At 40.1% G+C, this 26,371-nt stretch carries 33 protein-coding genes and 1 tRNA gene; 20 read left to right on the top strand and 14 right to left on the bottom strand.

Annotated features, from left to right (window positions below; all coding sequences use genetic code 11):
* Positions 1-2: 2 nt before the first annotated feature.
* The 4 genes from QUF86_RS25950 to QUF86_RS25935 all read right to left on the bottom strand — a co-directional run bounded on the left by QUF86_RS25950 (position 3) and on the right by QUF86_RS25935 (position 2,785).
* A complete protein-coding gene (locus tag QUF86_RS25950; protein ID WP_370014242.1) occupies positions 3-896 on the bottom strand; it encodes a ClpXP adapter SpxH family protein in 894 nt (297 codons plus the stop codon).
* Entirely contained in the window at positions 893-1,297 is a 405-nt protein-coding gene (locus tag QUF86_RS25945; protein ID WP_289317456.1) for a globin domain-containing protein, read from the bottom strand. The genes QUF86_RS25950 and QUF86_RS25945 overlap by 4 nt, the downstream gene beginning before the upstream one ends.
* 229 nt (positions 1,298-1,526) lie before the next feature.
* Positions 1,527-2,183: a lytic transglycosylase domain-containing protein gene (locus QUF86_RS25940; protein WP_353957685.1), complete on the bottom strand. Its 657-nt coding sequence runs from the start codon at positions 2,181-2,183 to the stop codon at positions 1,527-1,529.
* Between the two features lie 23 nt (positions 2,184-2,206).
* The gene (locus QUF86_RS25935) at positions 2,207-2,785 is read right to left on the bottom strand and encodes a CYTH domain-containing protein (protein ID WP_289336094.1); all 579 of its coding nucleotides are present in this window, start codon (positions 2,783-2,785) and stop codon (positions 2,207-2,209) included.
* Between the two features lie 319 nt (positions 2,786-3,104).
* Here QUF86_RS25935 and yjbM point away from each other — a divergent pair, with 319 nt between their 5' ends.
* Genes yjbM through QUF86_RS25920 form a run of 3 tightly spaced genes read left to right on the top strand, consistent with a single transcriptional unit; the run spans position 3,105 to position 5,502 of the window.
* A complete protein-coding gene (gene yjbM / locus QUF86_RS25930) occupies positions 3,105-3,725 on the top strand; it encodes a GTP diphosphokinase (RefSeq protein ID WP_289317453.1) in 621 nt (206 codons plus the stop codon).
* 50 nt (positions 3,726-3,775) lie between these two features.
* Positions 3,776-4,570: an NAD kinase gene (locus QUF86_RS25925; RefSeq protein WP_289317452.1), complete on the top strand. Its 795-nt coding sequence runs from the start codon at positions 3,776-3,778 to the stop codon at positions 4,568-4,570.
* Between the two features lie 17 nt (positions 4,571-4,587).
* Complete coding sequence (locus QUF86_RS25920; protein ID WP_289317451.1) at positions 4,588-5,502, top strand: RluA family pseudouridine synthase; 915 nt, start codon at positions 4,588-4,590, stop codon at positions 5,500-5,502.
* Between the two features lie 91 nt (positions 5,503-5,593).
* On the opposite strand, the gene prpE is transcribed toward QUF86_RS25920, so the two are convergent.
* Positions 5,594-6,337 (bottom strand): bis(5'-nucleosyl)-tetraphosphatase PrpE, encoded by a 744-nt coding sequence (gene prpE, locus QUF86_RS25915; RefSeq protein WP_289317450.1) that lies wholly within the window; start codon positions 6,335-6,337, stop codon positions 5,594-5,596.
* A 122-nt stretch (positions 6,338-6,459) separates the two neighbouring features.
* Between prpE and mgtE the strand changes: the two genes are divergently transcribed.
* The 11 genes from mgtE (at position 6,460) to spoVIF (ending at position 13,629) form a co-directional block, all read left to right on the top strand.
* Positions 6,460-7,830 carry a magnesium transporter gene (gene mgtE / locus QUF86_RS25910; RefSeq protein ID WP_289336299.1) on the top strand — a complete coding sequence of 457 codons (1,371 nt, stop codon included), beginning with the start codon at positions 6,460-6,462 and terminating at the stop codon, positions 7,828-7,830.
* A 136-nt stretch (positions 7,831-7,966) separates the two neighbouring features.
* Positions 7,967-8,740, top strand: coding sequence for an enoyl-ACP reductase FabI (gene fabI, locus QUF86_RS25905; RefSeq protein ID WP_289317449.1), 774 nt, complete (start codon positions 7,967-7,969; stop codon positions 8,738-8,740).
* A 307-nt stretch (positions 8,741-9,047) separates the two neighbouring features.
* Positions 9,048-9,362 (top strand): hypothetical protein, encoded by a 315-nt coding sequence (locus tag QUF86_RS25900; protein WP_289317448.1) that lies wholly within the window; start codon positions 9,048-9,050, stop codon positions 9,360-9,362.
* A gap of 11 nt (positions 9,363-9,373) precedes the next feature.
* On the top strand, positions 9,374-9,943 hold the full coding sequence (locus QUF86_RS25895) for a hypothetical protein (RefSeq protein ID WP_289336093.1): 570 nt from the start codon (positions 9,374-9,376) through the stop codon (positions 9,941-9,943).
* A 15-nt stretch (positions 9,944-9,958) separates the two neighbouring features.
* Positions 9,959-10,324 carry a DUF1360 domain-containing protein gene (locus QUF86_RS25890; protein ID WP_289317446.1) on the top strand — a complete coding sequence of 122 codons (366 nt, stop codon included), beginning with the start codon at positions 9,959-9,961 and terminating at the stop codon, positions 10,322-10,324.
* Positions 10,325-10,619: 295 nt separating this feature from the next.
* Positions 10,620-11,117, top strand: coding sequence for a YhcN/YlaJ family sporulation lipoprotein (locus QUF86_RS25885; RefSeq protein WP_289336092.1), 498 nt, complete (start codon positions 10,620-10,622; stop codon positions 11,115-11,117).
* An 18-nt stretch (positions 11,118-11,135) separates the two neighbouring features.
* Positions 11,136-11,606, top strand: coding sequence for a stage V sporulation protein AC (gene spoVAC / locus QUF86_RS25880; RefSeq protein ID WP_289317444.1), 471 nt, complete (start codon positions 11,136-11,138; stop codon positions 11,604-11,606).
* Positions 11,607-11,609: 3 nt separating this feature from the next.
* A complete protein-coding gene (spoVAD, locus tag QUF86_RS25875) occupies positions 11,610-12,635 on the top strand; it encodes a stage V sporulation protein AD (protein ID WP_289317443.1) in 1,026 nt (341 codons plus the stop codon).
* A 16-nt stretch (positions 12,636-12,651) separates the two neighbouring features.
* On the top strand, positions 12,652-13,008 hold the full coding sequence (spoVAE, locus tag QUF86_RS25870; protein ID WP_289317442.1) for a stage V sporulation protein AE: 357 nt from the start codon (positions 12,652-12,654) through the stop codon (positions 13,006-13,008).
* Between the two features lie 103 nt (positions 13,009-13,111).
* Positions 13,112-13,261: a YjcZ family sporulation protein gene (locus QUF86_RS25865; RefSeq protein ID WP_289336091.1), complete on the top strand. Its 150-nt coding sequence runs from the start codon at positions 13,112-13,114 to the stop codon at positions 13,259-13,261.
* 113 nt (positions 13,262-13,374) lie between these two features.
* Positions 13,375-13,629, top strand: a complete 255-nt coding sequence (gene spoVIF / locus QUF86_RS25860; RefSeq protein ID WP_289317440.1) for a sporulation-specific transcription regulator SpoVIF — start codon at positions 13,375-13,377, stop codon at positions 13,627-13,629.
* Between the two features lie 70 nt (positions 13,630-13,699).
* Here the strand turns inward: spoVIF and QUF86_RS25855 are convergent, their stop codons facing one another.
* Positions 13,700-15,970 (bottom strand): ATP-dependent helicase, encoded by a 2,271-nt coding sequence (locus tag QUF86_RS25855; protein ID WP_289336090.1) that lies wholly within the window; start codon positions 15,968-15,970, stop codon positions 13,700-13,702.
* A gap of 149 nt (positions 15,971-16,119) precedes the next feature.
* Between QUF86_RS25855 and QUF86_RS25850 the strand changes: the two genes are divergently transcribed.
* Positions 16,120-16,410 carry a hypothetical protein gene (locus QUF86_RS25850; protein WP_289336089.1) on the top strand — a complete coding sequence of 97 codons (291 nt, stop codon included), beginning with the start codon at positions 16,120-16,122 and terminating at the stop codon, positions 16,408-16,410.
* 54 nt (positions 16,411-16,464) lie between these two features.
* Here QUF86_RS25850 and QUF86_RS25845 read toward each other — a convergent pair whose 3' ends face one another.
* The 5 genes from QUF86_RS25845 to QUF86_RS25825 form a co-directional block, all read right to left on the bottom strand.
* The gene (locus tag QUF86_RS25845; RefSeq protein ID WP_289317436.1) at positions 16,465-16,953 is read right to left on the bottom strand and encodes a spore coat protein; all 489 of its coding nucleotides are present in this window, start codon (positions 16,951-16,953) and stop codon (positions 16,465-16,467) included.
* Positions 16,954-17,187: 234 nt separating this feature from the next.
* Positions 17,188-17,451 (bottom strand): hypothetical protein, encoded by a 264-nt coding sequence (locus tag QUF86_RS25840; RefSeq protein WP_289317435.1) that lies wholly within the window; start codon positions 17,449-17,451, stop codon positions 17,188-17,190.
* A gap of 158 nt (positions 17,452-17,609) precedes the next feature.
* Complete coding sequence (locus QUF86_RS25835; protein WP_289336088.1) at positions 17,610-18,038, bottom strand: GNAT family N-acetyltransferase; 429 nt, start codon at positions 18,036-18,038, stop codon at positions 17,610-17,612.
* A 4-nt stretch (positions 18,039-18,042) separates the two neighbouring features.
* Positions 18,043-18,558 carry a YjcG family protein gene (locus tag QUF86_RS25830; RefSeq protein WP_289317433.1) on the bottom strand — a complete coding sequence of 172 codons (516 nt, stop codon included), beginning with the start codon at positions 18,556-18,558 and terminating at the stop codon, positions 18,043-18,045.
* An 89-nt stretch (positions 18,559-18,647) separates the two neighbouring features.
* The gene (locus tag QUF86_RS25825) at positions 18,648-19,370 is read right to left on the bottom strand and encodes an alpha/beta hydrolase (RefSeq protein WP_289336087.1); all 723 of its coding nucleotides are present in this window, start codon (positions 19,368-19,370) and stop codon (positions 18,648-18,650) included.
* Between the two features lie 192 nt (positions 19,371-19,562).
* On the opposite strand from QUF86_RS25825, the gene QUF86_RS25820 reads away from it, so the two are divergent.
* The gene (locus tag QUF86_RS25820; RefSeq protein ID WP_289317431.1) at positions 19,563-20,120 is read left to right on the top strand and encodes a phosphatidylglycerophosphatase A family protein; all 558 of its coding nucleotides are present in this window, start codon (positions 19,563-19,565) and stop codon (positions 20,118-20,120) included.
* Between the two features lie 17 nt (positions 20,121-20,137).
* On the opposite strand, the gene QUF86_RS25815 is transcribed toward QUF86_RS25820, so the two are convergent.
* Positions 20,138-20,359 (bottom strand): hypothetical protein, encoded by a 222-nt coding sequence (locus tag QUF86_RS25815; protein WP_289317430.1) that lies wholly within the window; start codon positions 20,357-20,359, stop codon positions 20,138-20,140.
* Positions 20,360-20,572: 213 nt separating this feature from the next.
* Here QUF86_RS25815 and QUF86_RS25810 point away from each other — a divergent pair.
* Positions 20,573-20,644 (top strand) — tRNA-Val (locus QUF86_RS25810).
* A gap of 217 nt (positions 20,645-20,861) precedes the next feature.
* Here QUF86_RS25810 and QUF86_RS25805 read toward each other — a convergent pair.
* Complete coding sequence (locus tag QUF86_RS25805) at positions 20,862-21,014, bottom strand: hypothetical protein (protein ID WP_289336086.1); 153 nt, start codon at positions 21,012-21,014, stop codon at positions 20,862-20,864.
* A gap of 378 nt (positions 21,015-21,392) precedes the next feature.
* On the opposite strand from QUF86_RS25805, the gene truA reads away from it, so the two are divergent.
* Both truA and QUF86_RS25795 read left to right on the top strand, forming a co-directional pair.
* Positions 21,393-22,130 carry a tRNA pseudouridine(38-40) synthase TruA gene (gene truA, locus QUF86_RS25800; protein WP_289336085.1) on the top strand — a complete coding sequence of 246 codons (738 nt, stop codon included), beginning with the start codon at positions 21,393-21,395 and terminating at the stop codon, positions 22,128-22,130.
* A gap of 137 nt (positions 22,131-22,267) precedes the next feature.
* Positions 22,268-22,792, top strand: a complete 525-nt coding sequence (locus QUF86_RS25795) for a type 1 glutamine amidotransferase domain-containing protein (RefSeq protein ID WP_289317427.1) — start codon at positions 22,268-22,270, stop codon at positions 22,790-22,792.
* A 429-nt stretch (positions 22,793-23,221) separates the two neighbouring features.
* Here QUF86_RS25795 and QUF86_RS25790 read toward each other — a convergent pair whose 3' ends face one another.
* A complete protein-coding gene (locus QUF86_RS25790) occupies positions 23,222-23,911 on the bottom strand; it encodes a DUF421 domain-containing protein (protein ID WP_289336084.1) in 690 nt (229 codons plus the stop codon).
* A gap of 356 nt (positions 23,912-24,267) precedes the next feature.
* Here QUF86_RS25790 and QUF86_RS25785 point away from each other — a divergent pair, with 356 nt between their 5' ends.
* Complete coding sequence (locus QUF86_RS25785; protein ID WP_289336083.1) at positions 24,268-26,370, top strand: YhgE/Pip domain-containing protein; 2,103 nt, start codon at positions 24,268-24,270, stop codon at positions 26,368-26,370.
* Position 26,371: the final 1 nt, after the last annotated feature.

Genomic DNA, 26,371 nt, shown 5'->3' with positions numbered 1-26,371 from the left:
ATTCATGACTGCTTCTTTGTATATCTCCAAAACGTCCCATATTTAGCCGGAATTTTCTCTGCCAACTGTTTTAAAACAAGTTTCTTCATTTCCAACTCGACGTTATTCTTGTTCATATTATAAACCGTTTCGATTTCCTTTGTGGCCACTAGTTTGAAACAGCTTAAAAACTCTTCAAGGGAGGGTGGTTTGGCAGGGGCGGGAAGGCCATTCAGCATATCTTCTAAAATTTGAACATATACCTCGTAAGAATAGACACCCGAAACTTTTATTCCCTCTTCTTCAATATTTTGATTGAAAAAGACAAGGGAAGGGATTTCAGTCACTTCCATTTCGCTGGTGATTTTCATGTCACATTGAAAACCCTTGGCTGCACTGGAAGAATTGATGTCATAAAGGAATTCCTCCACATCCAATCCAACCGTCTTGGCACACTCGGTCAAGACTTCAATATTGGATATATCCCTTTTTCCTATGAATACATATTCTTGAAGCTGCCTTAAAAAGCGAATGGCCAATTTACGGCCCTGCAATTCCGCTGCTTTTATTGCGATGGAAGCTGTATATGGAGAAGAGATCGGGTTTTCAGACCAAAGACTTCCGTCACAGGACATTCCCGAGCGGCTGGCTGTCTTTTCCCAAACTTGAGCAAGGTTTTCATAATTTTTATTTTTCCCCATATTAAGAGAATCGATTTTACCGCTTAAAACATGGCGTAAACTGAATAATTGACCATATTCTATCTGTAATTTCCTAATAATCGGTTCTAAGCCCCAGCATTCGGGACAAAGCGGATCAACAAAAACATAAATTTCAATTGGCTTTTTTCCTATATCATAGCAATGCTGTGTCTTGATCCAATCGGAAATATTGAAAACTGGTTTATGTGCGCTCAACTGTCTTCTCCTTTCCCGTCAGTTCCGGATGTATTGATCATATGCTGTGCCGTTAAATAAAGGCGGTGATAGAAAAATTCCCTAATTTCACCCTCAAGGCCCACTTCGTCCATAGCTTGATACATGCATGAGAGCCATGCTTTCGCACGATCTGGTGTAATTTCAAAAGGTATATGTCGAGCCCGCAACATAGGATGGCCATGCTCTTCCGTATATAAAGAGGGACCACCTAAATATTGAGTCATAAATTGTTTTTGCTTACGGACCGTTTCAGTTAAATCGTCAGGGAAAATCGGCTGCAGATCCGGGTGTTGACTAACGTTGGAGTAAAACACATCAATTAACCTGTGTAATTGCCCTTCTCCAATTAATTCATATGGTGTAGGGTTCCCTTGCATCATGTTGATTACTCCTTTTAAAGAAAGATGTTTGATATTTATTCATATTTTATCAATGACGTCCTGATATAACAAATATATAGCTTGAAGAAAATTTTACATCTGTAGTATGACACAGGGGAATGTACGGGATAGACCGCTTTTTAGGTAGCTTTAACATTTTGTCCAGCGGTTTCCGAAATATGTAGACATGAAAAAACTGACCCGCCAATAATATCAGGGTCAGCTTTCATTAGCTTGAAAATGTGCCATACACTTTTTGAACATAATTCCGGGTTTCTCTAAAGGGCGGAATGCCGTTATATTTATCCACGTTTCCTGGTCCTGCATTATAAGCAGCAAGTGCAACCTTGATGTCCCCATCATAACGGGCCATCATTTGGCTTAAATATTTACTCCCGCCTATGATGTTTTGTTCCGGATCGCTGGGATCATCAACTCCAAGGCTCCTTGCAGTTGCCGGCATTAACTGCATGAGGCCAGTTGCACCAGCATAACTGGTGGCTTCGGGGTTAAAGTTAGATTCTTGTTTAATGACCGACTTTATCAGTTTTTCCGGGAGATTATATAAACTGGCCGCCTGGCTGATGATTTGATCGTAGTTTGTGCCGGTTTCGCTGGACTCATTGTTAGTATATGCAGCGGCTATCGGGTTCGATTTCAGGCTGCCGGATTGAAGAAAGGACTTCGTTTCCGTTTGCACATTGGTTAATAAGGAACCCAATGTCTGCGAAGTGTCTTCAAGAGCATCACCCGAAACCAGTTCCGACAGCATGTGCTGGAAAATGGATCGAGATGAATCATTATTTGTGATGTTGCCATTTGTGAATTGCTGGATTGCCTGCAATTCCATAAAAGTTTTGAAATCTTGGACTTTCAAACTCTCCACCTCCGATTATGGTTCAAACAGGATTATTCCTGGAATTTGGCGCGATAAAACCTCTTAACTTTATTTTCGGTTTCCCTTTCGGGAATTTGAAGGGTTTCAAGGAGGGTCAGGAAATTTTTTTTTCCCGCTTTTGCATCCGTCACTTCATATTCAAGTTCAAAGTCTTCCTGATTCACATACGAACTATGATCTAAAACAAGTAAACCATCTTTGTAAGGAAATTCAACACGGTCCGTCTTTAGTGTCCCAAAACAGGTAAAGTCTTTTGGGTTAATTCCGCATTCAAGAATAAGATGTTGGATCTCGCCTTCAGGGAAAGTGTTATGATTCAGAAATGCATAAGCGGTCTCTTCAGAGATATCTTGATTCGTTTCCAATAATCCTTCTGTAGCAGGCTGTTTTAAAGTCAGCTCGTATCGACCGTGTTTCTCCCGGATCCTTAGTGCAGAGCCCTGATTTTTCAAATGGAATTCTAATGTATCGAAGTAATGATTTTTCTGTGATTTAAAGTTCGATGCAACGATATGAAAATAATCGATCAGTTGACGAAATTCCTTTTCGCTTAAGAGATTCTTAAATTCTATTTCAATATGCTGGTTCATGTTTTCCTTCCTTCCTGGCTGATTCTTAGGTTAATCATATAAGAACAATTCCAGCTGTCAAATTGAATGCAATAATTTTTTGGTATTGTACTTGAATATTTAGGAATCAATTGCAGGATATGATAAAATATAAACGGTGAACTCAAGAAATGGATTACCGTATATAGAGAAATTAATACATACTTTTTGTTTTAGAGAAAGATTGAATAGGATCCAGCGGTGAATTGCAGTAAGGCATGGTACTGCTGGATATAGGAGAGCGTTCTGCCCATACCAGAGTTGAACAGACGCTTTTTAGATAGATATAGGTGGTGTGGCAATGGAGAGTTGGGACGATTTCTTGGCGCCTTATACTCAGGCTGTCGAAGAATTAAAGGTTAAGCTTAAGGGATTAAGGAAACAGTTTGAGAGAGAGAATATTCACTCGCCGATCGAATTTGTAACAGGCAGGGTAAAGCCGATTGTCAGCATTTTGGATAAAGCGAGCCAGAAGGATATTCCCATTGATAAATTGGGAACCGAAATTCAGGATATTGCAGGACTTCGCATGATGTGCCAGTTCGTGGATGATATCGAACAGGTAGTTGAACTTTTACGGGGTCGCAATGACTTCGAGATAGTCGAAGAGAGGAATTATATTTCCCATAAAAAAGCAAGCGGCTACCGTTCTTATCATGTTGTCATCCGCTACCCGGTCCAGACGATCCATGGCGAAAAAAATATACTTGCCGAAATTCAAATCAGGACACTTGCGATGAATTTTTGGGCGACGATTGAACATTCTTTAAATTATAAATATAAAGGCATTTTCCCGGAAGATATTCAACTGCGGTTGAAACGCGCAGCGGAAGCGGCCTTCCTGCTTGATGCAGAGATGTCGCAAATCCGGACGGAAATCCAGGAAGCACAGCGTCTTTTTTCCCGGAAGAAAGATTCTTAAACTGATAAATGGGTGAACAGGAAGAAATCTAAATTGTAAGGTGGGATTATATGAAATTTGCGATTACGTCAAAAGGAGATGCGAAATCGAATACTTTAATGCAAAGGATGCGAACGTATCTTCAGGACTTTCATTTGGAATATGACGAAGATCAGCCGGATATTGTCATTTCTGTCGGTGGTGATGGCACCTTATTATACGCTTTTCACCGTTATAAGAATCGATTGGACAAAACCGCCTTTGTTGGAGTACATACAGGACATCTTGGTTTTTATGCGGATTGGACCCCTGATGAAATTGAAAAATTGGTAATAGCGTTAGCAAAAACCCCATTTCAAATTGTGGAATATCCACTGCTCGAAACAATCGTCCGTTATCAGCATGGTGGACGGGAAACAAGATTTTTGGCTTTGAATGAATCGACAGTCAAAAGTGTTGAAGGTACGCTCGTCATGGATGTTGAAATACGCGGACAGCATTTCGAGACATTCCGTGGAGATGGTTTATGCATTGCGACACCATCCGGAAGCACGGCTTATAATAAGGCGCTTGGTGGTGCCATCGTCCATCCATCAATCGATGCCATCCAGATTACCGAATTGGCATCCATTAACAACCGGGTATTTAGGACGGTCGGATCGCCTCTTCTGCTGCCGGCTCATCATACGTGCATGTTCAGGCCGGTCAATGCAGTCAATTTTCAAATTACGATTGACCATTTGACCCTGCTTCAGGAAGATGTAAAGTCGATACAGTGCCGAGTGGCAGATGAAAAGATTCGTTTTGCCAGATTCCGCCCTTTTCCTTTCTGGAAAAGAGTGCATGATTCATTTATTGCTAACTAAGGAGATATACTCACCTCATGTCAAATCAAAACTTTTCTTTGACCTGGTCGGTTTTTGAAGAGGATTCTGGCTCTTTATTGCGAGAGTTCCTCAGCAAATGCGATATTTCAAAACGAGCATTAACGGATATCAAGTTTAAAGGTGGCTTTATCCAGTTGAACGGCGTAGAAGTAACCGTAAGGGAACGAATTGAAACTGGGGACACCGTCACCGTCATATTTCCCCCGGAGCAGGGAAGTGAAGGCCTTTTGCCAGAACCCATCCCCTTGAATGTCAGGTATGAAGATGAGTTTGTATTGGTGGTGGCCAAGCCTCCTTCCATGAATACCATTCCCTCCCGGGAGCATCCCAACGGCAGTCTGGCCAATGGCTTGGCAGGTTATTATCGGAAGACGGGGATACAGGCAACGATCCATATTGTTACAAGGCTTGACCGCGACACATCGGGTCTGGTTTTAATTGCCAAGCATCGGCATATCCATCATCTTTTAAGTGAACAACAAAAATCAGGTCAGGTAAAACGGAGATACCAAGCCATAGCTGAAGGAACCGTTGACGGACCTGAAGGAGAGATAGTGGCGCCAATCGGACGAAAGTCGACCAGCATCATTGAACGGGAAGTCAGGGAGGATGGGCGGTATGCCCGTACCCTATTTAAGGTATTGGCACACACTGGGTCCCATACATTCCTTAACTTGGAACTCCAAACAGGACGGACACATCAAATCAGGGTACATATGGCGCATATAGGTCACCCGCTGGCTGGTGATGATTTATATGGAGGGAGCAGGAGCAGTATCCCTCGTCAAGCCCTTCATTGTTTTGAATTGAAATTTTTACATCCTTTCACAAAGAAGATGATGTTGTTTCAAGAAGAGTTACCTGAAGATATGACCCGATTGCTCGAGGGAAGTAAGGGCTGGGATTCCTGACGTATAACCGGCTCTCATTAAACTGAATTCAGGATTATGAAAAAAATCGATAGATGCCAAAAAAACTCACCAAGATGGCGAGTTTTTTTGGTTAATCAAAGGACGTCCTGAATTTTTCCGCTATATATGGCATGGTCGAAGGCACCTCTTGAAGATCCATTTCGGGATAACGCACTGCCGTTAGTTTTCCACCGAAGACGCAGCCTGTATCAATATTGTATGTATGATTGACTCGTCTAGCTTCAGGGACTGGCGTATGTCCATACACGATCCAGGCTTCCCCTTTATAGGATTGGGCCCAGTCCTTCCTGACAGGAGACCCATCTGGATGTTTGGAGCCGTTGATATCCCCGTAGAGGACAAAGGTTTTTACCTTACTGCTATATTGACCAATATAATCACTGCGAATTCCTGCATGGGCAATGATCAATCGCCCATCATCTATGAGATGATAGAGTGGGGAACGTTCATACAGATCCATGAATTTTTTTCGGATTTTCTTCTGCTCCCGATTGTTTAGGTTCTCATATTCAGCTACTGTAGTCTCTAAACCATGTGATATTTGAACTTTATTGCCTGAAAAATACCGATACAATTTATTGCAGTGGTTACCTGGGGCATACCTAGCAATATTTTGGTTAATGACTAATTCATGGACAACCTCGATTACTTGAAGGGAATCTGGGCCGCGATCGGTTAAATCCCCTACAAAGCCGAGAATCCTTCCAGAGGGATGTACAGGAAACCCAGTCTCCCACGTATAGCCCATTTTTTCCGTCAGCTGCCTGAATTCGGCGAAACATCCATGAATGTCCCCTATGATATCGATGTTCATTTGACACACCCTTTGTTTGTTTTGTCTATGTTTATGGTATTAGTATAGTATTATTTAAAAAAATAAAATATAAACGAGGAAATGAAAAAATATATTTTAGGAGGTGTATGGTTATGGAGGAGATGAAGGACCAGGAGCGGGAGAGTAGTCAAATGAATAACGAGCTTTTGCTTGAAGCGCTTAAAACGGAAAATCTAGATCAGTTCCGTACGGAGTTCCTTGAAATGCATCCGTATGATCAGGCTCAATTTTACACAAGCTTGTCAGATGAATTCAGATCCGTCGTTTACACATATTTGTCACCGGAAGAAATGGCGGACCTTTTTGAAAATATAGAAATAGATGAAGAGAATTACGAAAGCCTATTGGCTGAAATGAATCCTTCTTATGCTGCCGATATGCTTTCCCATATGTATGCGGATGATGCGGCAGACGTCCTGAATGAAATCAATGATGAGCAGGCCGTCAGCTATTTGACCATCATGGATGATGAAGCGGCAAGTGAAATCCAGGAGCTTCTGAACTATGAGGAATCTACGGCAGGAAGTATCATGACGACAGAGTTCATTGCCATTGAAGCAAACGAAACGGCTCGATCAGCCATGCAGATCTTAAAAAGGGAAGCTCCGGAAGCGGAAACGATATATTATGTGTTCGTTACCGATCAGGATAAGAAGCTGCTTGGTGTTTTATCGCTCAGGACATTGATCATAGCTGATGAAGATGCTTTAATTGGTGATTTAATGGATGACAGGGTAGTTTCCGTACCTGTATCTGAAGACCAGGAAGAGGTGGCACGAAAAATAAGGGACTATAACTTCCTTGCCGTGCCGGTCGTCGATTTCCAAAACCATTTGTTAGGGATTATTACGGTTGATGATATCATTGATGTCATGGATGAAGAGGCATCCGATGATTATTCTAAATTGGCAGGTATATCTGATCTTGATCATGTTGATAAAAGTCCCTATTCTGCTGCGAAGAAACGGTTGCCTTGGTTGATCATTCTTTTGTTTTTAGGATTATTGACCGCTAGCCTGATTGGTCGTTTTGAGGAGACACTTAGTCAAAAAGCGATTCTGGCTGTATTCATACCATTGATTGGCGGCATGGCTGGCAATACAGGAACACAAGCATTGGCAGTGGCGGTACGGGGAATTGCAACAGGGGAATTGGAGCAGGAAAGCAAGTGGAAGCTGGTCATGCGTGAGGCGGGGACGGGTCTCATCACTGGCCTGACATGTGGAATAGCCAGCATTTTAATCGTTTATATTTGGCAAGACGATCTAATGCTGGGTTTATTGGTCGGCATATCGATTTTCATAACATTAGTAGTTGCCACACTCGCTGGATCGCTTGTACCGCTTTTCATGCATAAAATGAAAATCGACCCAGCTGTAGCTTCCGGACCATTCATTACAACCATCAATGACATTATCAGCATTTTGATTTATTTCGGATTGGCTACATTATTCATGGGTTATTTACTATAAGCTAAAGAAGGCCTTCTTGGAGAAGCTATATTCCAAGGGGACTTCAGAAAACGTTGTTTTTATCAGAGGAAATTTGATATACTGTCATTAGTAGCAGGTACTAATAACTTGTATTAAAAATAGGAGGTCACATACGATGACTTTTTCATTAGAGGGAAAAACGTTTGTCATAATGGGTGTAGCGAATAAAAGAAGTATTGCATGGGGAGTTGCCCGTTCCTTACATAAAGCAGGTGCAAAGCTGATTTTCACTTACGGAAAAGACCGTACAGAAAAAAGCGTTAGGGAATTATCTTCTACATTGGAAGGGGAGCCTTCCACGATTTTACAATGTGATGTAACGAAGGACGAAAGCATTGAAAAATGTTTTGCGGCGATCAAGGAAGAAACAGGTATCATTCATGGCGTGGCACACAGTATCGCATTTGCTAATAAGGAAGAGTTGGACGGTGAGTTCGTCAACACGAGCCGTGAAGGGTTTTTGCTAGCCCATAATATCAGTTCATTCTCTTTAACGGCTGTCGCTAAAGCGGCGAAAGAAATCATGCCGGAAGGTGGAAGCATTGTCACGATGACGTATCTTGGCGGTGAACGGGTCATGCCAAATTATAATGTAATGGGAGTGGCTAAGGCCTCACTTGAAGCCAATGTGCGTTACCTGTCAAGTGATCTTGGCAAAGATAACATTCGGGTGAATGCCATTTCAGCCGGACCAATCCGTACCTTATCCGCTAAAGGTGTTCGTGACTTCAATACAATTTTAAAGAAGATTGAGGAAGAAGCACCGCTCCGTCGTACAACGACTCCTGAAGAAGTAGGGGATACGGCAGTATTTTTATTAAGTGACATGTCTCGCGGAATTACCGGGGAAAATATCCATGTGGATTCTGGTTACCATATAATTGGATGACAGTAAAAGAAGGGGGGCCGATATCGGTCCCCTTTTTTATTGATTTTCCACTCTGACGGTATCTTGAATTGCTACATCCTCAATTGAAATCTTTTCACCTTTTTCTTCTTCAAATGTTTTAGTTTTCTTCACTAATCCCCAACATACCCAAGATTGGTTGATGTCCTTTTTTTAGGGAGTGGCACCATCTCCAGCATAATGAAGGGTGAATTTCATATAAATGATACATAGAGCTGATATTCATTGTTTGGGAGAATCGGCATAAACCTGCTTTTAACCCTATTCGTGAAAAAGAAGGAGGGGCATCATGGACATGAAGAAAGTTGATCTACCTTGTGCTGTTGGAAAACAAACGATACACAAAACGCTGAAGAGACATATTAATTTGAATGAAAAAATTATCAGCACTTCATATACTGCCGAGGAATTGGTGGAGCTATTGTCCCGACTTCCAGCCTTTGCACCTAAGCCTGTTTGTAAGTTCATCATCAATGACCGTACACTGTTCGGGAAATTGGAACAAAAGAAAGAATCCAGTTTGTTCATAAGGCATAAATTCGGGAAAAAAGTTGTCCAATATCATATGGAACAGCTGCAGTCTGTTGATATTCTGAAATATTAAGGGGGATTTTCATGTCAGAGAATAATGTCGATAAGGAATCCAAACCACTTTTATATGTCGATCAGGCAAAAATATCTGATCAGCGAGGGAATATGCAAAGTGATTTTCGAACAAAAAAAGATACACCTCAAGACAGCGTTGAGCCGGAACTTCAGGAAGCCGAGCATAAAGAAGAGAAAATCGAAAAAGTCAAACGCGAATTTGGTGTTTATGATGTCATGAAGGAAATTGAAACAGAGATTACGGGTATAAGGAAAATTACCGAACAATATGTCCCTGAGCAAATTCCGGTTGAAAAATCGGAACAGCCTGAACAAGCAGAACAGGAATTCGAAAAGCCAGTTAAGAGAAAAAGGAAAAAGGTTGAAAAAAAAGAATCTACTCGCGACATCATTTCCCGACTCTCCAATCAACAAGGTTTTCCAAAGCCATTATGTGAGGCTGTTATTAACGGAGAAACGCTTCAGTTTCATGTGTTGGGAATGAAGGGGGAATCAGTGAAGATTAAAAGAGGGAACCATATTCGTTTCGTGGGTCTGCCGGATATTATCGATGCTAAAATAATTGAAGAATCCAAATGAAGGGAGCCATATTGAATGTTTCCCCCACCAAATGAGTTCACCTTATTTCTAATATTAGGCTTGGCATCTTTCAGGCTGACACGCTTGATCGTGTTCGATAAAATCATGGAGCCGCTGCGCCGACCCTTTTTTAAAGAGATAGAGGAAAAGAATGAAGAAGGGGATGTTGAAATATTTTTACTGCCGAAAGAAAAGGGCCTGGTTGGCTGGCTTGGTCAATTGCTAAGCTGTTTTTGGTGCGTGGGTGTATGGATCAGCCTTTTTCTGGTTTTTCTTTATATCCAACATTGGTTTATAGGCGACGTACTGATATTAATCCTTGCCGTAGCAGCAATAGGAGCGATCATCGAGGTCATAATCAGCAAAATTATGGGCATTTGATTGGAAACAACTTGTCTCTTCATTCATATAGTATGGTATAGATCTTAAAGGAGGAGTCATAAATTGAATCAGAAACCGAATCCATGGACTTATGCCAAACCGATGAAAAAAGATCAGCCGGTCAAAATCAAGAAAGACTGTGGCTGTAATAATAACAATAACAATAAAAATAAAGGATATTGAGTAAAAAAACCTTTCCATTTTGGAAAGGTTTTTTATTTCCTAATCCTACCATTCATAAAAATACAGTTAAACAAGAAAATAACAATAGAACGATAAATTAGGATGTGATTCTATGTTCAGACAAGGAAGGTATTTTAAGGGCAGTTGGCTGGTTTTTATAGTTGTTTTGTGTGTTCTTACTGCCTGCAGCAATCAGAATGATGGAAAAACGGAGCATTTAGCAATGATTAAACGTACGAATCCTGAACCGATGGATATCATTAATGGAATGGATGAGAAAGATGAAAAGGGACTGATCTCAAAGGTCAAGGAAACAGTTGCTAATGAAGACACCATCTATGACGTGATCGTCGTGAAAAACGGAAAAAAGATTATCGTCGCTTATAAAGTGAAGCACTTACAACGTTTTCATATGAAAAAGATTGAAAAGACTGTGACTGAAAATTTGGAAGAAAAGTTTCCCAAGAATGATTTTATCGTATCGAGTGATTATAAAATCTTTTTGGAATCTTTAAGATTGAACGAATTACTCAAGAAAAAAGATGTTCCAGAGAAAAAGGCAAGAGAGAAGTTCAAGGAAATTGAAGGACTTCAAAAAGAATTGATTTAGAAAGAGAGGATCAGCACTATGAGCAACAAGGAGAAAATCACCCCCCTGCAGGATGCATATAAGGAGCTCCAAGGGAAGCATGAAATTAAAAGACCAATTGTGAAGAATTGTTTGAAAGCTTTTTTAGTAGGCGGGATTTTCTGCATAGTGGGTCAAGCCATTTCTTATTTCTATATTTATTTTTTCAACTTTACAGAACAGACAGCCGGAGGTCCGACAACTGCTACCATGGTGTTTCTGGCCCTTTTGATGACCGGCTTCGGGTTTTACGACCGCATTGGCCAGTTTGGTGGGGCAGGGAGTGCAGTCCCTGTTACGGGATTCGGTAACGCAGTCATTTCGGCTGCTATCGAACATCGGACAGAAGGTTTTGTACTTGGTGTTGGAGCCAATATGTTTAAATTGGCCGGTTCGGTCATTTTATTTGGAGTATTTTCAGCCTTTGTCGTGGCGTTGATAAAAACGATTTATCAAATGTTTGGGGGCTAAGCGGTGTTAAAAGGAAAACAAACATGGATGTTCGCCAATAAACCGGTCATTTTGGAAACAGGGGTAACAGGCGGGCCGTTTGAGGCAAATGGAGAAATTGCGGGAGATTTCGATATTCTATATGACGATTTGTGGATGGAGCAGGATTCATATGAGAAGGCTCATCGCCATTTGATGGAGAAAGCGGTTGAGCTTGCATTGGAGAAAGGTAAGATCGACAAGGGGCAGGTACAATTTTTCTTGGCGGGTGATTTAATCAATCAGGTGACACCGACAAGTTTTGCAGCCAGAACCAATGGCATTCCATACTTCGGCTTGTTTGGAGCCTGTTCCACGTCAATGGAAGGGCTAGCTTTAGCTGCCTTCATCACCAATTATGGCGGGGCTAACTATGTGTTGACAGGCGCCTCGAGCCATAATGCAGCTGTTGAAAAGCAATTTCGCTATCCGACTGAATATGGAGGGCAAAAACCACCTACAGCTCAATGGACGATAACAGGAGCAGGGGTGGCGCTGGTTGCTCCTAATGGAAGTAAGCAAGGGGAATTTCCCCATATAGTTTCGGCCACTATCGGAAAGGTCATTGACATGGGATTGAAAGATCCTTTCAATATGGGGGGAGCGATGGCCCCGGCCGCCGTCGATACGATTCTTGCCCATTTCAAAGATACTGGTTTGAGCCCGGACGATTACGATTTCATCATTACTGGTGATTTAGGACAAATAGGCAGGGAGACAGCCATGGACTTATTAAAGCAAAAGGGCTGCAATATCAATCAGGAAAAATTTAAGGATTGCGGTTTGATGATTTTTAAAAAGGACCAGCCTGTTTTGGCTGGTGGGAGTGGTGCGGGATGTTCAGCAGTGGTTTTATATGGCCATATACTAAATGAAATGATTCAGGGTAAATATAAAAAAATCCTGCTTGTTGCAACAGGAGCATTATTGTCACCACTATCCGTCCAGCAAAAAGATTCGATTCCGTGCATTGCCCATGCGGTAGCCATTGAGTATGGGATGAATTCATGAAAAAGGAGAGATTTGGATGTTACCAATGTTTTTTTGGGCCTTTGTCATCGGTGGCTTGATCTGTGTAGTCGGCCAGCTTCTTTTCGATGTTGCTAAGCTGACACCAGCACATACGTTAAGTTTGTTCGTTGTAATAGGAGCTGTTCTTGGTGGGTTTGATTTATATGAACCACTAGTTGACTTTGCCGGTGCAGGAGCAACCATACCAATCGTTTCCTTTGGTAACTCGCTAGTGAACGGGGCAATGATGGAATCGGAAAAACATGGTCTCGTGGGCGTACTGACAGGAATGTTTGAAATTACGAGTTCCGGTATCTCTTCAGCGATCATTTTTGGATTTATCGGAGCTTTAGTATTCAGACCAAAAGGATAAAATAAGCGGAAATAGGCTGCCTGGACTAGGACATGGCCTATACATATTTGTCCAGACCTACATATGTTATCAGTAAGCTTTAGCGAGAGCGAGGTGATTTAGTATGTTTGGTTATGGTGGCTACGGTGGCTACGGTTGTTGTGACGGCAGCGGTTATGGATACGGAGGCGGTTGTGGCGGAGTCGGTTCCACTTTCGCGATAATCGTTGTATTGTTTATCCTATTAATCATTGTAGGGGCTTCTTTCTGCTAAGGTAAAAGGAATAGGCAGAAGAAGCCTATTCCTTTTATTTTTATTTGCATGGGCCTAGCACCAATTTTCTGATATTGCCATAAGATAGGTACAGAAAAGGGAGGGGCTTAGGTATGGATAATAACTTTTTTAAAAACATAGAAGGTAAAACGGGCGTAAATATGAAAGATGTATTAGAATTGGCAAACTCTCTACAAGGAGCCAATTTTAAAGATGAAAAAACTGTTAGAAACGTCATTAAGCGCGTTTCAAAAATAGCGAATAAACCGGTCAATAAAGAAACGGAAGATAAAATCGTACATTCCATCGTAGCTGAAGGGAATAAACTGGATTTCGGAACCATTTCCAATATGATAAATAAAAAGTGACAAAAAGGCCTGCTATCGTGCAGGCCTTTTATAGTTTATTCATCCTTTCCAAGGAGAGATAAACTCTTGGTCAAAGCTTCAAGAAACGTGATGGATGGGCGGTCCGTCCGCGTCTAGTTTGCAGGATGGAAAGGTAAAGGTCCTTTTTAGCTCTGGTTGCCGCTACATAGAGCAAGCGCCTTTCCTCTTCAAGAGGAGCCAGTTCCCCTTTTCGGTATGATTCAAGTGCGAAATCATGAGGAATGCTGCCATCGACTGCAGCAAGAACATAAACGGTTTGATATTCAAGCCCTTTTGAACGGTGTATGGTGGTAAGTTGAATCGCATCCTTAAAATGTTTCGATAGCTGTTTTATCTCTTGGACCATCGCAGTCATATGATCGACATGATCAAGGAAAGCGGCGACGGTATGAAAACGATTTGCTGCCACCTTTAGGTCGCGGATGTCATCGGAACCCTTTTCCAGGTTCGCATCATTTCCGCGTTTTTTTACATATTCCTGATATCCTAAATCTTTCTCGATAATTTCTAAAGCGACGAGTGGTGACATATTTTTTAAAGAGCGGATCTGCCCTGGTATCGTTTTTAATTTTCGTTCTTGAAAAGCATGTCCTGTCTTAACAAAAGCAAATGCATCGATAAAATCACAATCCTGCAGTATTGTCTGTGCTTTTAACTCCTGTAATATACTTTGTTTCAAGAATAAGGAGGAAAGGACATCCGATGCTGCCTTGCTATCATGGGGAAACAAACTCAAGCGCATAAAGGCAAGCATGCCGCGAATGACCCTGCGCTGATAAAACGAATCCGCATCTTTTTCAATGACAAATGGCAGGTTGGAAGCTGCGAGCCGTTCAAAAATGGCCCTGGACATCGTGTGTGTCCTGTACAAAACTGCAAATTCCCCAGGGTTTGCTCCCTTGGATATTTTTTCTTGGATATCGGATACGATCATCGTTGCTTCCAATTCCTCATCATAAGGATAAAATAATACAGGGGGATTTCCAGAATCATGCTGTGCCCGCATCTTTTTTTCCATCCGGTTCTGGTTACGCTTGATCAAGCGGTTCGCTGTAGCGACAATTTCATGGGAAGAGCGGTAATTCTCAGTCAGCTTTATAACCTGGGATCGAGGGAAATCATGATTGAAATTCAGAATATACTTCGGATCGCTTCCCCGGAATGAATAAATGGATTGATCATCATCTCCAACCGCACATACATTTTTTGATTCAGCAGAGAGTAGTTTTATCAATTCATATTGAACTTTATTGATATCCTGAAACTCATCAACCAAAAAATAGTTAAACCTTTGCTGATATTTCTTTAAAGAATCCGGGTGATTTTTTAAAAATACATAACAGCCCACAAGCATATCATCAAAATCATACTTCCCTGTTTGCTGTTTATATTCTTCATATCTTTTATATAAAAATAAACAGGATTTCTCCCACTCGTCCTTCGGCTGAATATCTTCTGGAAAGGCCAATGAGTTTTTCCAAAGCCCAATTTGTTGAAGGGCTTGATCATATGCAAATTCCTTATCATCAAGTTCCATTTCCCTGCCAGCCTGTTTCAATATCTTTTCTTTTTCCCATTCCCACTTCAAAAGGAAATCGCGCTGCCATTTGGATGGTTCGTGAAAAATCAGGATTTTATAAAAGATGCTATGAAAGGTCCCGCTAACTATTTGCGAAACAAGGGAAGGAGTCATATAGGGATAGCCTAGCAGACGCTGCTGCATTTCCTTTGCAGACTTCGCCGTAAAGGTCACAAGCATGATACTTTTTGGATCAATCTTTTTCACTGTGAGCATATAGGCAGTACGTACCGTTAATACTCGGGTTTTCCCACTGCCGGCTCCTGATAGGACCAGAATTGGTCCATCGATCGTAATTACCGCTTTGAGTTGCTCTGCATCGAGAACAACCCCGGATGAGGATAATTCCTGAAAGTATGGTTCCTCTGATTGTGCCAGTGCAGAAGGCTTAGCTGAATATTTCGGATTGCCAGCTATGGGCCGGCTTTTAAGGAGAGGTTCCGTAATGGTTTTTGTTTCCGTAATGGTTCGTGATGTTGGAATCCTAAATCCATTCTGTTCCATATATTCTAATGGCTTGTCCTCATTCATTGGTTCATTTGGCATTTCACAGGGTGCCTGCGATGGGTCACTATGATAAAAATAGGGTGTCTCATGAATTCCAATAAACAATTTCACTGGTTTATGACAAATGATACAAGAAAGCTGATCACGTTTTCCTTTTTCAAAGAGTGTCTGCAGCTCACCAGCTGAAACGGTATGTAAATGTACAATTTCATTGCCAGATTTTGCTTGATTCATATAAATGGATACCTCTAATCTATAAAAATATCGGCAATACTCATCATACCAGAAGATTAGGAAAAAAGAATGCGGAAATTGTGTTTAAATATCGTCCCGGACGGGTATTGAAATGACAATTTAACGTTTTAAATAACGGAGGGATTACTATGGGATACATAGCACCTGTCACACAATTTGATTACATTCAATATGCCAAACGGACGCTCGAAGCTGCAGAGAAACTAAGAATTGTTGAAGGAACGACACCCATTCAACCTATCCGTTTTGATCAGGTGTTGGAAGAGGAGAGGGGAAGCTTTGAAGGATTCGATCAAGTTAAAAATCATATTCGGGAAAGGACATATGGAGCAGGCACGTATAAAAAACAAATGGGAATTAGTGAAGAATTAACGGCTGAAATAACAGGAAAAGGTGGGTATTTCAACGAAATTATCTAATTCTGCAATGAAAACAAAAGAGGACACACGAAGTGTCCTTTTTGTGATGATTTCTTAGAGAATGTCAATTTCCACGATTAGAGCTAACAATAGTTGCAGTAATAGTTGGATGTTAAGAGCGATTTGTGCATCTGTTGTTGTAATGTCGATATCACGGCTGTTTTCAACAATTGTTTTTTGGCGCGTGATTTGTTTAATATTAGAAGATTGGATTAATTGTTGAGTGATCTTATCAGCATTATCAGCATCTGCAATGGAAATGCTTACGATGACTGCAATTGCTGCTTGTAGGGCTGCTTGTAGAGAAAGAGCCGCTTTAACATCCGTTGAAGTGATATTTACATTACAAGAATCTTTAATGTAAATAAGTTCTTCAGAAAGCTGAACTTGATTATTATCCTGTCTTGCATCTTGGTCAATCCGTGTGTCATCGTCGTTACAGAATCCTGACAGGGGATGTCTGGAAGCGGAATCTAGAGCCGACCATGATCTTTCAGAGTCTTCATGTGTGTTACAGTTGCTACGATATACATTTTGGTTCATGTTGTTTTTTCCTCCTTAGGTTTTATTCCCTATTAAAATATGCTTTGATGGATAATCGGGTTGGACGAATAAACCAGTTAATTCGTCTATTTTTTAATACATAGGGAAAGTATTAGTTTGCGGGGGTTGAAAAATAAAGAAGCTGGAACTTTAGGAATTAAATGTAAGTGCTGCTATGTCTTGGTTTATTTATTTCTCGCCAGCAAGTAAGGTTTGATTAGGTGATATGGTGAGTCATTTATCTTTGGAATCCGTGAATTTGTTGTGAATGGTATTTGTAACTGGATTAACATCATTTTCCGTGATGTTCTTTTCTTGGTTTATGATTTTCTGTGATTGCTCTTGTAAATAGCGAATGGTTTCTTTTAAGTTGTTTTTCTCTTTTTCAGTTAGATCGATATTCCCCTTTTTGAAACCATGTTTTCTCATAGTCCTTGAAACCAGCAACTCCATTAGTCTTTTTTGAGACTCCTCCAGGTTAAATTCATTGTTACCCATAAAATTTTCCCTCCTTCTTGCTTTCTATATATAGACTATGTATTTTTGCGGAGATTGCCATTGAACGGATATGGTTTTTTTAAAAACGATAATTTAAAATCATGAACGAACAAAAAAACGCTGTCCAATCAGAAGACTGAAAGGACAGCGTTTTTATTTCATGTAATGGTTTTCATCATCGTTTTATGTGGAATGCCAGCATCCAGAAATTCGTCGGAAACGATCTCATATCCTAATTTCGAATAAAAAGGAATCGCATGTACCTGGGCATCAAGCTTCAATTGAGGGACTTCCTGCTGGATTGCGTATTCTTCGATAGCGTTCATGATCATGGCACCGGCACCATTCTTTCGGCCCGATGACAGTACACAAATGCGCTGGACTTTACCAATGTTGTCGATGACCCTGAAGCGGCCGGCACCGATTGGTTGTTCCTGTTCATCATATAAAACGAAATGTGTAGACTCTTCTTCATATTCATCGATCTCTTCTTCAAGAGGGACATTTTGCTCTTGGACGAATACTTTTTTTCTAATCAAATAAGCATTTTCAAGCTCTTGGCTGTTCTCTGCAATTTTTACAAACACGAAATCATTCAGCTCCTAATCTAAATGTTTCATAAACGGTCCATGCCCCATCTTCAAGCTGATATAGCAAGTGAACGCGTTTCACCTCTTCTTCATGGCTAACGTCAAGCATGCTCAATTGGCCTAAAACATCAGAATGCTCATTATCGGATAAATCTTGAGCGATGGTAATATGCGGGACAAATGCATGTTCATTTTCACTTTTCATAAATTCCTCATTGTTAAGTGCATTATGCAGGTCTTGAAGCCCTTCGGATAATTCAACTTTGAAATAAATAGTATTGCTTACGGGTTGGAAAGACTTCGCTTTAGTTACGTTCATTTTAAAAGGCCTGCACTTTTTAGCAATGTCTTTTAATTGTTCAGCGATCGTCGAAATTTCCATATCCGTCGCTTCGAACGTTGGTTTAAGCGTTAGATGCGGTGGAATGAAAGCATATTTCGTATCATACCGTTTTCGATAGGAGTTAGCTAAATCTTGAAGTTTTTTTGAAGGGAAAATTGCAACACCATATTTCATAAATAAAACCTCCTGATATTTTTTGATTTTTGTATTATAGTTGGACGTGTTTTTCTTGAAACCATCTTAAAGGGACGATTTCGAGTAAGTTAGAACATTTCCAATAGTGCTCTCTTTAAATCTGCCTGCCAATATTTCCAGGTATGATTACCTTCAAATTCTTCATAGAAGCATGGAAATCCTTTTTGGTTTAGTAACTTATGCAATTCCCTGTTGGGTTCTATGAAGTTTGCCTTGTTGCCATCCGTGGTCGGAACATCCGTTTCCCCAGTCCCGATCACATGGTAAAGTTCGAGGAGATGCGGATCCTCAAAATTACGTACAGCATCCATTACGGCTTCATTGGCAAGTGGCGACTGCATGATGCATTTCCCGAATGTATGGGGGTATTGCAGGGCGGCCAATAAAGAAACTGTACCACCAAGAGAGTCACCGATCAAAGTTCGACCATGTCCCATTTGATAGGTTGGAAATTCATCATCTAAAAACGGGACAAGTTCATGGGCAAGAAAACGTATGTATGCAATGTGCTGTTCCCCGTCCGGATGATATTTGCGCCTGCGGTCAAAACGGTCTTTATAGGGAATGCCGACAATGATGATATTCTCGATCTCATCGTTCCCTAACAGTTCATCGGCTACGCGACCAATTCGGCCCATTTGAAAATAATCACGGCCATCCTGAGCAATCACAAGCGAATATTTATACAATGGCGAAAAATTTGCAGGCAAGTAAACAAGTAGTTCCAATTCTTCTGCTAAAGTTTCGCTTTTAAACATGTACTCTTTAATTGTGCCTTTGCGTAAACTCATTCTCCCGCACCTCAATGATAATTAATAATGAAAAACAACTTACTTGATTATTTTAGCATAGCCTTGCGACTTTTTCCCGTGACAAGAATTTAGAATAGAAAATTTTCATTATATTTTCTAAAAATTTAAATTATAAGGTGTTATAATACAAGGATATAGAAAAAAAATACAATAAAAGAGGTGGCGAATAAAATGGCAGATGTACACGTACACAGCAGGGAAGTAACAAAGGCGGCTAAACGATCATTGATAGAACGTGGTGTCAGTGTGGAAGCAATTGCAAAAATCGTTTATGAATTGCAGTTCCCGTATAAAGCTGATCTTAAGCTTGAGGAATGCATCCACAGCGTTGAGCGTGTCCTGTTGAAAAGGGAAATTCAACATGCCATTTTAGTCGGTGTGGAGCTGGATAAACTGGCAGAGCAAAAAAAGCTATCAGAACCCCTGCAATCGATTGTTGAATCTGATGAAGGTTTATTCGGAGTGGATGAAACGATTGCCTTTGGTGCAGTACTCGGTTACGGAAGCATTGCTGTAACGACCTTTGGCCATTTGGACAAAAATAAAATAGGCGTCATTCACGAACTTGATAAGAAACAAGAAGGAATCGTGCATACCTTCCTGGATGATATCGTTGCAAGTATTGCCGCGAGTGCCGCCTCAAGGTTAGCTCATCGCCTAAGAGATGAAGAAGAATCATTAACTGAACAGGAAAAGGACATTCAGGAAGAAGAAGAGTTAATCGGTTGAATCTTAATAAACAATTTTCATCCAGATCTATCAAACCTGGCCTTAATGAGGCGGGCAGAAAGGATATTGGCCATTTTAAATGTCCGTTTTGTCTGCCTTAGAAAACAGAATGCGTGAATATGGCCTGGATAAACTTCAAGCACCTGGATTTTCCGCTGCGTAATCTTTCCTTGTTCGGAGAGATAGATTATTTCCAATGGAGCGTTTTCTTCCATATGTTTACGAAGTATATATTTCATTCCTTGTCACTCCTTTGCTGACTTGCTTGCTATATTATATGCGAACATACGTTTTTTATGCAAGGGAAAAGGGAACGTCGGTTCTGGTTTTTTAGGGAGGTAAAATAAAAAAAGATAAAATTAAAACTTTTTTAATATAACTCGTTGACTTTTTAACAAAAAAACTTATAATAAATTATGTACTTAAGTAATTTACCAGTCAGTCTTACATACGACTTGTTAGCTCAGTGGGAGAGCACTTCCTTGACAGGGAAGGGGTCGTGGGTTCGAATCCCTCACAGGTCATCCGAACGGCGGAAGCATTGTTAAACAATGTTTTTGCCGTTTTTTATTTTAAATCACGACTGTATTATGATGGGGCAAGTTAAACACCATGGAATGCCAACAAACCACCTTCACGCTAAAATATGTGAGGTGTTTTTTTATGCTTTTAAAATTTGGAATTCAAGTGTTTCATGAAGATCGTCAATTTAAAAATCTTACCGAAAGCATTTTATGCTCGTCACAGGTCATCAACAGCCAAAGGCTTAAATCCATGATATAACAGGGATTTTGACCCATTTCCTGTTTTCGCTTCCATCCATTTTTCCTGTTTGTTCATGCTTTGTACAAAGTTGCTCAGAAACTGCATATGACGGTGAATCGTTCGTTGCATGACGTTAGCCTCTTTGATACACTATGCAGAAGTACATTTCACTTTGATTGCTAGGGTTAAAATCGAAAGGCATTAATAAGATGTATGAACTTTACATAAATCATGGTCCTTGTAAGCTGTGGGGTGCTCCAATCGAAACCTGAAAAGGGGAGCGGATTATCCTGTTACTACAGTTGCTTTAGACTTTTGAAAGAAGTAACGAAGTTCAGTTTAACCTGATATATAGGGGAATAAAGGGACAAAATACAATACAATATAATATTGTTTATAAGAAAAAATCATATGTTCCCTCATACAGCAGGAGTTGTATGGGGGCTTGTATTTTATCAAGAATTTTCTGTTTAGATGACTATACAGTAATAAAATAAGGAGGAAGCAATGAACAATTTTAAATTGACGATTCAATATGATGGCGGGCGCTATAAGGGCTGGCAACGACTCGGTAATAGTGATGATACCATTCAAGGGAAAATAGAAAATGTATTAACGGAAATGGTAGGGGAAAAAATTGAAATCATCGGATGCAGCAGAACAGATGCAGGTGTACATGCTCTTGCTCAAATTGCCAATTTTAAGATCGGAGAAAATCTGACTGAATCTGAAATCATGAACTATTTGAATAGATATTTACCCCAAGATATCAGCGTTGTGGATGTTACATTAGTTCCTGATCGTTTTCATGCCCGTTATAATGCTAAGGATAAAACCTATCTGTATAAGATCTGGAACGAGCAATATACAAATCCTTTCATGCGAAAGTACAGTATGCATGTTGAGAAAAAGCTGAATATCACAAAAATGAAAAGAGCATGTCAATATTTTATAGGTGAACATGATTTTACTTCTTTTTCTAATGCAAAGTCTAAGAAAAAATCCATGGTGCGTGAAATATATTCTATTGATATAGAAGAAAATGCCGGCTTCATCCAAATTACAGTGCGAGGTGATGGATTTCTTTATAATATGGTCAGAAAAATTGTCGGAACGTTGATAGAAGTTGGGTTGGGTGAAATAGATGCTGAAAATATACCAAGTATTTTAGAGTCAAAAGAAAGAATCCAGACGGGGCGTATGGCGGAGGCAGCTGGGTTGTACTTGGTAAAGGTTGATTTTTAGACCAAATATTGATGCATCGCCTAATGCATTGTTTAAATCATCACCGATATCCCATAGGGTCTCACAACACTTTGGACTTGTTGCAAGAAATAGGGAAGAATGGTAAAGGGGAAATAACGAAAGAAGGGGAGATTTCCATGAGGTTAGAAGGAAAGAAAATTATCAGTCTTGTGCACCACGATTTTGAAGATTTAGAGCTCTGGTATCCGATCTTACGATTGAAAGAAGAGGGAGCGATTGTTCACCTCGCTGGAGAAAAGGCGAATGAAACGTACATTGGAAAATATGGTGTACCAGCCGTATCTGATTATGAGTATGGCAGTATTAAAGCTGAAGAATATGATGCCATTCTTGTACCAGGCGGTTGGGCACCTGACAAAATTCGTCGGTTTCCTGAAGTGATATCACTTATCCAAAGCATGGAAGAAAATAAAAAACCCATCGGGCAAATTTGTCACGCTGGTTGGGTGTTGATTTCTGCTAAAATTTTACATGGGAAGAATGTAACGAGTACACCTGGCATTAAAGATGATATGGAAAATGCGGGGGCAACTTGGATAGATAAGCCCGTCGTAGTAGATGGAAACCTTGTATCAAGCAGACGCCCGCCTGATCTACCTGATTATTTAAGGGAATTGATAAACGTGATTGAAAAGCGTTAAAACATAATAGCGTGAAAAAGTGGTTTTTCCTTCTGGAAAAACCACTTTTAATTATTCCTATTTCCAATTACCAAATGCGAAATATGAAAATAAAAAGGAGTATCTTCACTCATTTAATGCAGTAACCAGTTTGATTTCTATGAAGGGGTCCCTGTTCGAATTCCTCACGGGTCATCCGAACGGCGAAAGCATTGCTGTTCTTCCCGTTTTTTATTTTGTCATTTTAGAAATCATTATCTCCTGAATGCAAAGCACGAAGACTGCACAGAAACTCCATGTGACGGTCAATTTGTCTTAGAGTCGTAAGGTTTTTTCCGTTGCTTGCTGTTAAGTTCCTTTATGGGGCATTCGGACCTTCGATAAATGATTACTTTTCTTATGATATTAGTTGTACAGGTTTAATAATGTTATTTGAAATGCAAAGGATTATTATCTTAATTGATCCTTAATCAAATCAATATACAAATTTCCTTTTGTCCCTACGACGGCATATGAGATGTCAAAAACAGAAAGGTTTCTTTTTTTAAGTTCAGCCATTAACCACTCGTCATCGTAGTTGTGTTTGGATAAGTTTTCGTATAAGATCTTCCCATCATGAACCAGCTCTATCGGTACAGAACCTGCTGAGGCCAGTAGAGATAAATCCTGCTTGGTGGTATTTTGGTATTGTTTTTTTTTTAATACAGAGAGTGAGCCATTTATCTCTAAAATGGCGCACTCCACTTCTTCTATGTTGAAGATATCTTTTCCCCGCAAAGCCTGTTTAAGAGAATCCAGTGAGTACCCCATTCGCTCCATTGACTCTTCGAGAATTTGTCCTTTTTGAATTAAGGTAGCAGGTTCTCCAGCGATCCATTTCCCGAAGCGCGGATTTCGAACCGCTAGAAGATTCAGCATAAAAACGACGGTACCCATTATGATAATTGCAATGATAAAATACAGGAATTTAATTTTAATATTAAAGGCTAGATTTCCTGCAATTGTCCCCATTGTAATTGAAGCGATATAAAGGTGATAGGTCCTCTGGGCAATCGTCTGTTGACCGAGCAGCTGTACAAATGCCCATAATAAAATAAACGCGGTAAAGGTTCGAAAGATGATTTCAACAGATTCTGACATGACTATTTCTCCCTTACAAAAATCCCGACAGTTCGTTTGTGATAGCATGTTCATACAGCAAGCCCTTTATTCTGTAATAGTAAGAAGAAAAAAACCGTCTTTGGATGGGAAACCCATTTGACATAAATTGATAGATTTATTCTATGGGTGTGATAGATGAAGAAGAATTAATCATTATGAAACGTACTTCCTTTTAAACCAAGCCTTCAAGATAAGTTAAATCTCCGGAAGCAGGTAGCTCGTTACTTGCTTCTTTTTATTTGCTTTGAAAAATCCATGGATATGTTTACTTAGTATTGATTAAGAACATTTTTCGAATAATAGCATCAAAATACTTTTTTGCACGGGGGTATGGTTTGAGTAATATTCGGGAAATATTCATTGACGATTTAAAAAGCATTTATAAAAATTTCTTCGTTTGTATCGTTGTTGTGTTCCTTATGTTCATCCCGTCCATTTATGCGTGGTTTAATATTGTCGCATCCTGGGACCCGTATGCAAATACGGAAGGAATCCTTGTCGGTGTTTCCAATAATGATAAAGGTGCGGATATAAATGGCGAAGCGGTGAACATAGGGAAGGAAGTAATAGAGGGGTTAAAAGGGAATAAAGATCTGGGCTGGAGATTCACAACGGAAAAAGAAGCGATAGCAAAGGTGGAAAAAGGGGATTATTACGCATCCATCATCATTCCAGAGAATTTTTCCGAGCATATTGCGACAATCATGACCGATGACCCTGTGAAAGCGGAGATTGATTACTATGTTAATGAAAAAATCAATTCCGTTGCTCCTAAAATTACGGCAGCGGGGGCCAACAGCATTGTGGATAATGTGAGCAAAAGCTTTATCAAATCAGCTAGTGGGAGTATCCTTGCAATCTTTAATGAACTGGGAATAACCTTGCAAAATGAGTTGCCGACGATTCAAAAAATGAAGAATATGGTGTATTTATTAGAGGCTGAATTGCCTGAGCTTGAACAAAATATCAAAACCGTTCAAACACATGTTAAAAAGGCTGAAGATATCATTAAGGTAGTGAATGATGGTCTGGATTCCATAGAAGGGATAACATCGCAGAAAGACAAATTGGTTTCAGACGTTTCCAGTTATGTAGATTCAACAAAGCAGGCATTTGAAGGACTCAATCCACTCTTGAAAAATGATATTGCGAATATCAGGAGCTTTAATGAATCAACTTTAGTGTTGGCGAACCGGTTAACGGGTCAGGGTTTGCCTGGCAATGAGTCAGATCAGCTAATGGAACAAGGGATAACGAGGATAAATAAAGAGTTGTACCTTTTGGATAGTATGTATAATTTATTGGTGAGAGTCAATCAATTTAGTGAGAAAAGCTTGCTTCAGCCGGAAATACAGCTAGTGGAGGATTTACGGGATAATGCTTCGAACCAACTTCACGCGCTGAATAACCGATCCTTCGGCAATCTTATCGAACTTGGCGAGAACAATGATCAAGTCTTGGCAAGATTCCAGGATGTCTATTCAAAGGAAACAGCGCCAAAATTCAATGAAATATGGAATGAAACGGAATCAATATTGAATAAAGTCCAGGTTACGATGGAAGAGGGGACCAAGGTCATTCCAGAAGTGAAGACGCTTTTGGATGAGACCAATCGAACGTTGGAAACACGTTCAGGGGATATCGATAAGTTACAGAAAAAGTTCCCGGAAATCGAAACGAAAATAAAGGCCTTAGCTTCTAAAATGAGAGAAATCGATAAGTCTTATAATATGGAAGAAGTGATTGATTTCCTAAGGAATGATATTGAACAAGAAAGTGAATTTTTTTCAGAACCAGTGCTGCTCAATAAACATAGTCTCTTTCCGATTCCAAACTATGGATCAGCCATGTCTCCTTTCTTTACGGCACTTTCCCTTTGGGTGGGTGGTACAATATTGATTTCCATGCTTAGCGTGGGTGTTTCTCAAAAAAAATACAGTCCGTATCAAATTTATATCGGTAGGTATCTTATTTTCTTCATAATTGGGTTAATGCAGGCACTTAGTGTGTCCATAGGGAATATTCTACTGATCGATGTGTACGTAGCGGATAAATTTGAGTACATCCTGTTTTCTGTCTTGATAAGTACAGTATTTACACTCATTGTCTACACCTTCGTTTCAGTTCTTGGAAATGTTGGAAAAGGGATTAGTGTCGTCTTGATGGTCCTTCAAATTTCAAGTTCAGGAGGCACATTTCCCATTCAAGTTACACCTCCCTTTTTTCAACATATCAACCCCTTCCTGCCATTCACCTATGCCGTTGGTTTACTTCGTGAATCTGTTGGGGGAATAACCTGGAGCGTTGCTGGTAGGGATATTTTCATCTTGTTTCTCTTTATAATGATTACGCTCATCTTAGGAATCATTTTGAAAAAGCCCTTGCATGCAAGGACACAAAAGATGAAGGATAAATTGTATGGAAGCAGGATTTTTTAAG

Source organism: Peribacillus sp. NJ11 (assembly GCF_030348405.1).
In the GTDB taxonomy this organism is placed as follows: Bacteria; Bacillota; Bacilli; order Bacillales; family DSM-1321; genus Peribacillus.
Note: the sequence above shows the minus strand (reverse complement) of the source record. Positions and strands in the feature narration are given on the sequence as shown.

Excerpts from the sequence above, each read along its gene's own strand:
- QUF86_RS25945 (WP_289317456.1), bottom strand. The coding sequence starts at position 1,297 with ATGATGCAAGGGAACCCTACACCATATGAATTAATTGGAGAAGGGCAA.
- QUF86_RS25935 (WP_289336094.1), bottom strand. The coding sequence starts at position 2,785 with ATGAACCAGCATATTGAAATAGAATTTAAGAATCTCTTAAGCGAAAAG.
- yjbM (WP_289317453.1), top strand. The coding sequence starts at position 3,105 with ATGGAGAGTTGGGACGATTTCTTGGCGCCTTATACTCAGGCTGTCGAA.
- QUF86_RS25925 (WP_289317452.1), top strand. The coding sequence starts at position 3,776 with ATGAAATTTGCGATTACGTCAAAAGGAGATGCGAAATCGAATACTTTA.
- QUF86_RS25920 (WP_289317451.1), top strand. The coding sequence starts at position 4,588 with ATGTCAAATCAAAACTTTTCTTTGACCTGGTCGGTTTTTGAAGAGGAT.
- prpE (WP_289317450.1), bottom strand. The coding sequence starts at position 6,337 with ATGAACATCGATATCATAGGGGACATTCATGGATGTTTCGCCGAATTC.
- mgtE (WP_289336299.1), top strand. The coding sequence starts at position 6,460 with ATGAAGGACCAGGAGCGGGAGAGTAGTCAAATGAATAACGAGCTTTTG.
- fabI (WP_289317449.1), top strand. The coding sequence starts at position 7,967 with ATGACTTTTTCATTAGAGGGAAAAACGTTTGTCATAATGGGTGTAGCG.
- QUF86_RS25900 (WP_289317448.1), top strand. The coding sequence starts at position 9,048 with ATGGACATGAAGAAAGTTGATCTACCTTGTGCTGTTGGAAAACAAACG.
- QUF86_RS25895 (WP_289336093.1), top strand. The coding sequence starts at position 9,374 with ATGTCAGAGAATAATGTCGATAAGGAATCCAAACCACTTTTATATGTC.
- QUF86_RS25890 (WP_289317446.1), top strand. The coding sequence starts at position 9,959 with ATGTTTCCCCCACCAAATGAGTTCACCTTATTTCTAATATTAGGCTTG.
- QUF86_RS25885 (WP_289336092.1), top strand. The coding sequence starts at position 10,620 with ATGTTCAGACAAGGAAGGTATTTTAAGGGCAGTTGGCTGGTTTTTATA.
- spoVAC (WP_289317444.1), top strand. The coding sequence starts at position 11,136 with ATGAGCAACAAGGAGAAAATCACCCCCCTGCAGGATGCATATAAGGAG.
- spoVAE (WP_289317442.1), top strand. The coding sequence starts at position 12,652 with ATGTTACCAATGTTTTTTTGGGCCTTTGTCATCGGTGGCTTGATCTGT.
- QUF86_RS25865 (WP_289336091.1), top strand. The coding sequence starts at position 13,112 with ATGTTTGGTTATGGTGGCTACGGTGGCTACGGTTGTTGTGACGGCAGC.
- spoVIF (WP_289317440.1), top strand. The coding sequence starts at position 13,375 with ATGGATAATAACTTTTTTAAAAACATAGAAGGTAAAACGGGCGTAAAT.
- QUF86_RS25855 (WP_289336090.1), bottom strand. The coding sequence starts at position 15,970 with ATGAATCAAGCAAAATCTGGCAATGAAATTGTACATTTACATACCGTT.
- QUF86_RS25850 (WP_289336089.1), top strand. The coding sequence starts at position 16,120 with ATGGGATACATAGCACCTGTCACACAATTTGATTACATTCAATATGCC.
- QUF86_RS25845 (WP_289317436.1), bottom strand. The coding sequence starts at position 16,953 with ATGAACCAAAATGTATATCGTAGCAACTGTAACACACATGAAGACTCT.
- QUF86_RS25840 (WP_289317435.1), bottom strand. The coding sequence starts at position 17,451 with ATGGGTAACAATGAATTTAACCTGGAGGAGTCTCAAAAAAGACTAATG.
- QUF86_RS25830 (WP_289317433.1), bottom strand. The coding sequence starts at position 18,558 with ATGAAATATGGTGTTGCAATTTTCCCTTCAAAAAAACTTCAAGATTTA.
- QUF86_RS25825 (WP_289336087.1), bottom strand. The coding sequence starts at position 19,370 with ATGAGTTTACGCAAAGGCACAATTAAAGAGTACATGTTTAAAAGCGAA.
- QUF86_RS25820 (WP_289317431.1), top strand. The coding sequence starts at position 19,563 with ATGGCAGATGTACACGTACACAGCAGGGAAGTAACAAAGGCGGCTAAA.
- QUF86_RS25815 (WP_289317430.1), bottom strand. The coding sequence starts at position 20,359 with ATGAAATATATACTTCGTAAACATATGGAAGAAAACGCTCCATTGGAA.
- QUF86_RS25805 (WP_289336086.1), bottom strand. The coding sequence starts at position 21,014 with ATGCAACGAACGATTCACCGTCATATGCAGTTTCTGAGCAACTTTGTA.
- truA (WP_289336085.1), top strand. The coding sequence starts at position 21,393 with ATGAACAATTTTAAATTGACGATTCAATATGATGGCGGGCGCTATAAG.
- QUF86_RS25795 (WP_289317427.1), top strand. The coding sequence starts at position 22,268 with ATGAGGTTAGAAGGAAAGAAAATTATCAGTCTTGTGCACCACGATTTT.
- QUF86_RS25790 (WP_289336084.1), bottom strand. The coding sequence starts at position 23,911 with ATGTCAGAATCTGTTGAAATCATCTTTCGAACCTTTACCGCGTTTATT.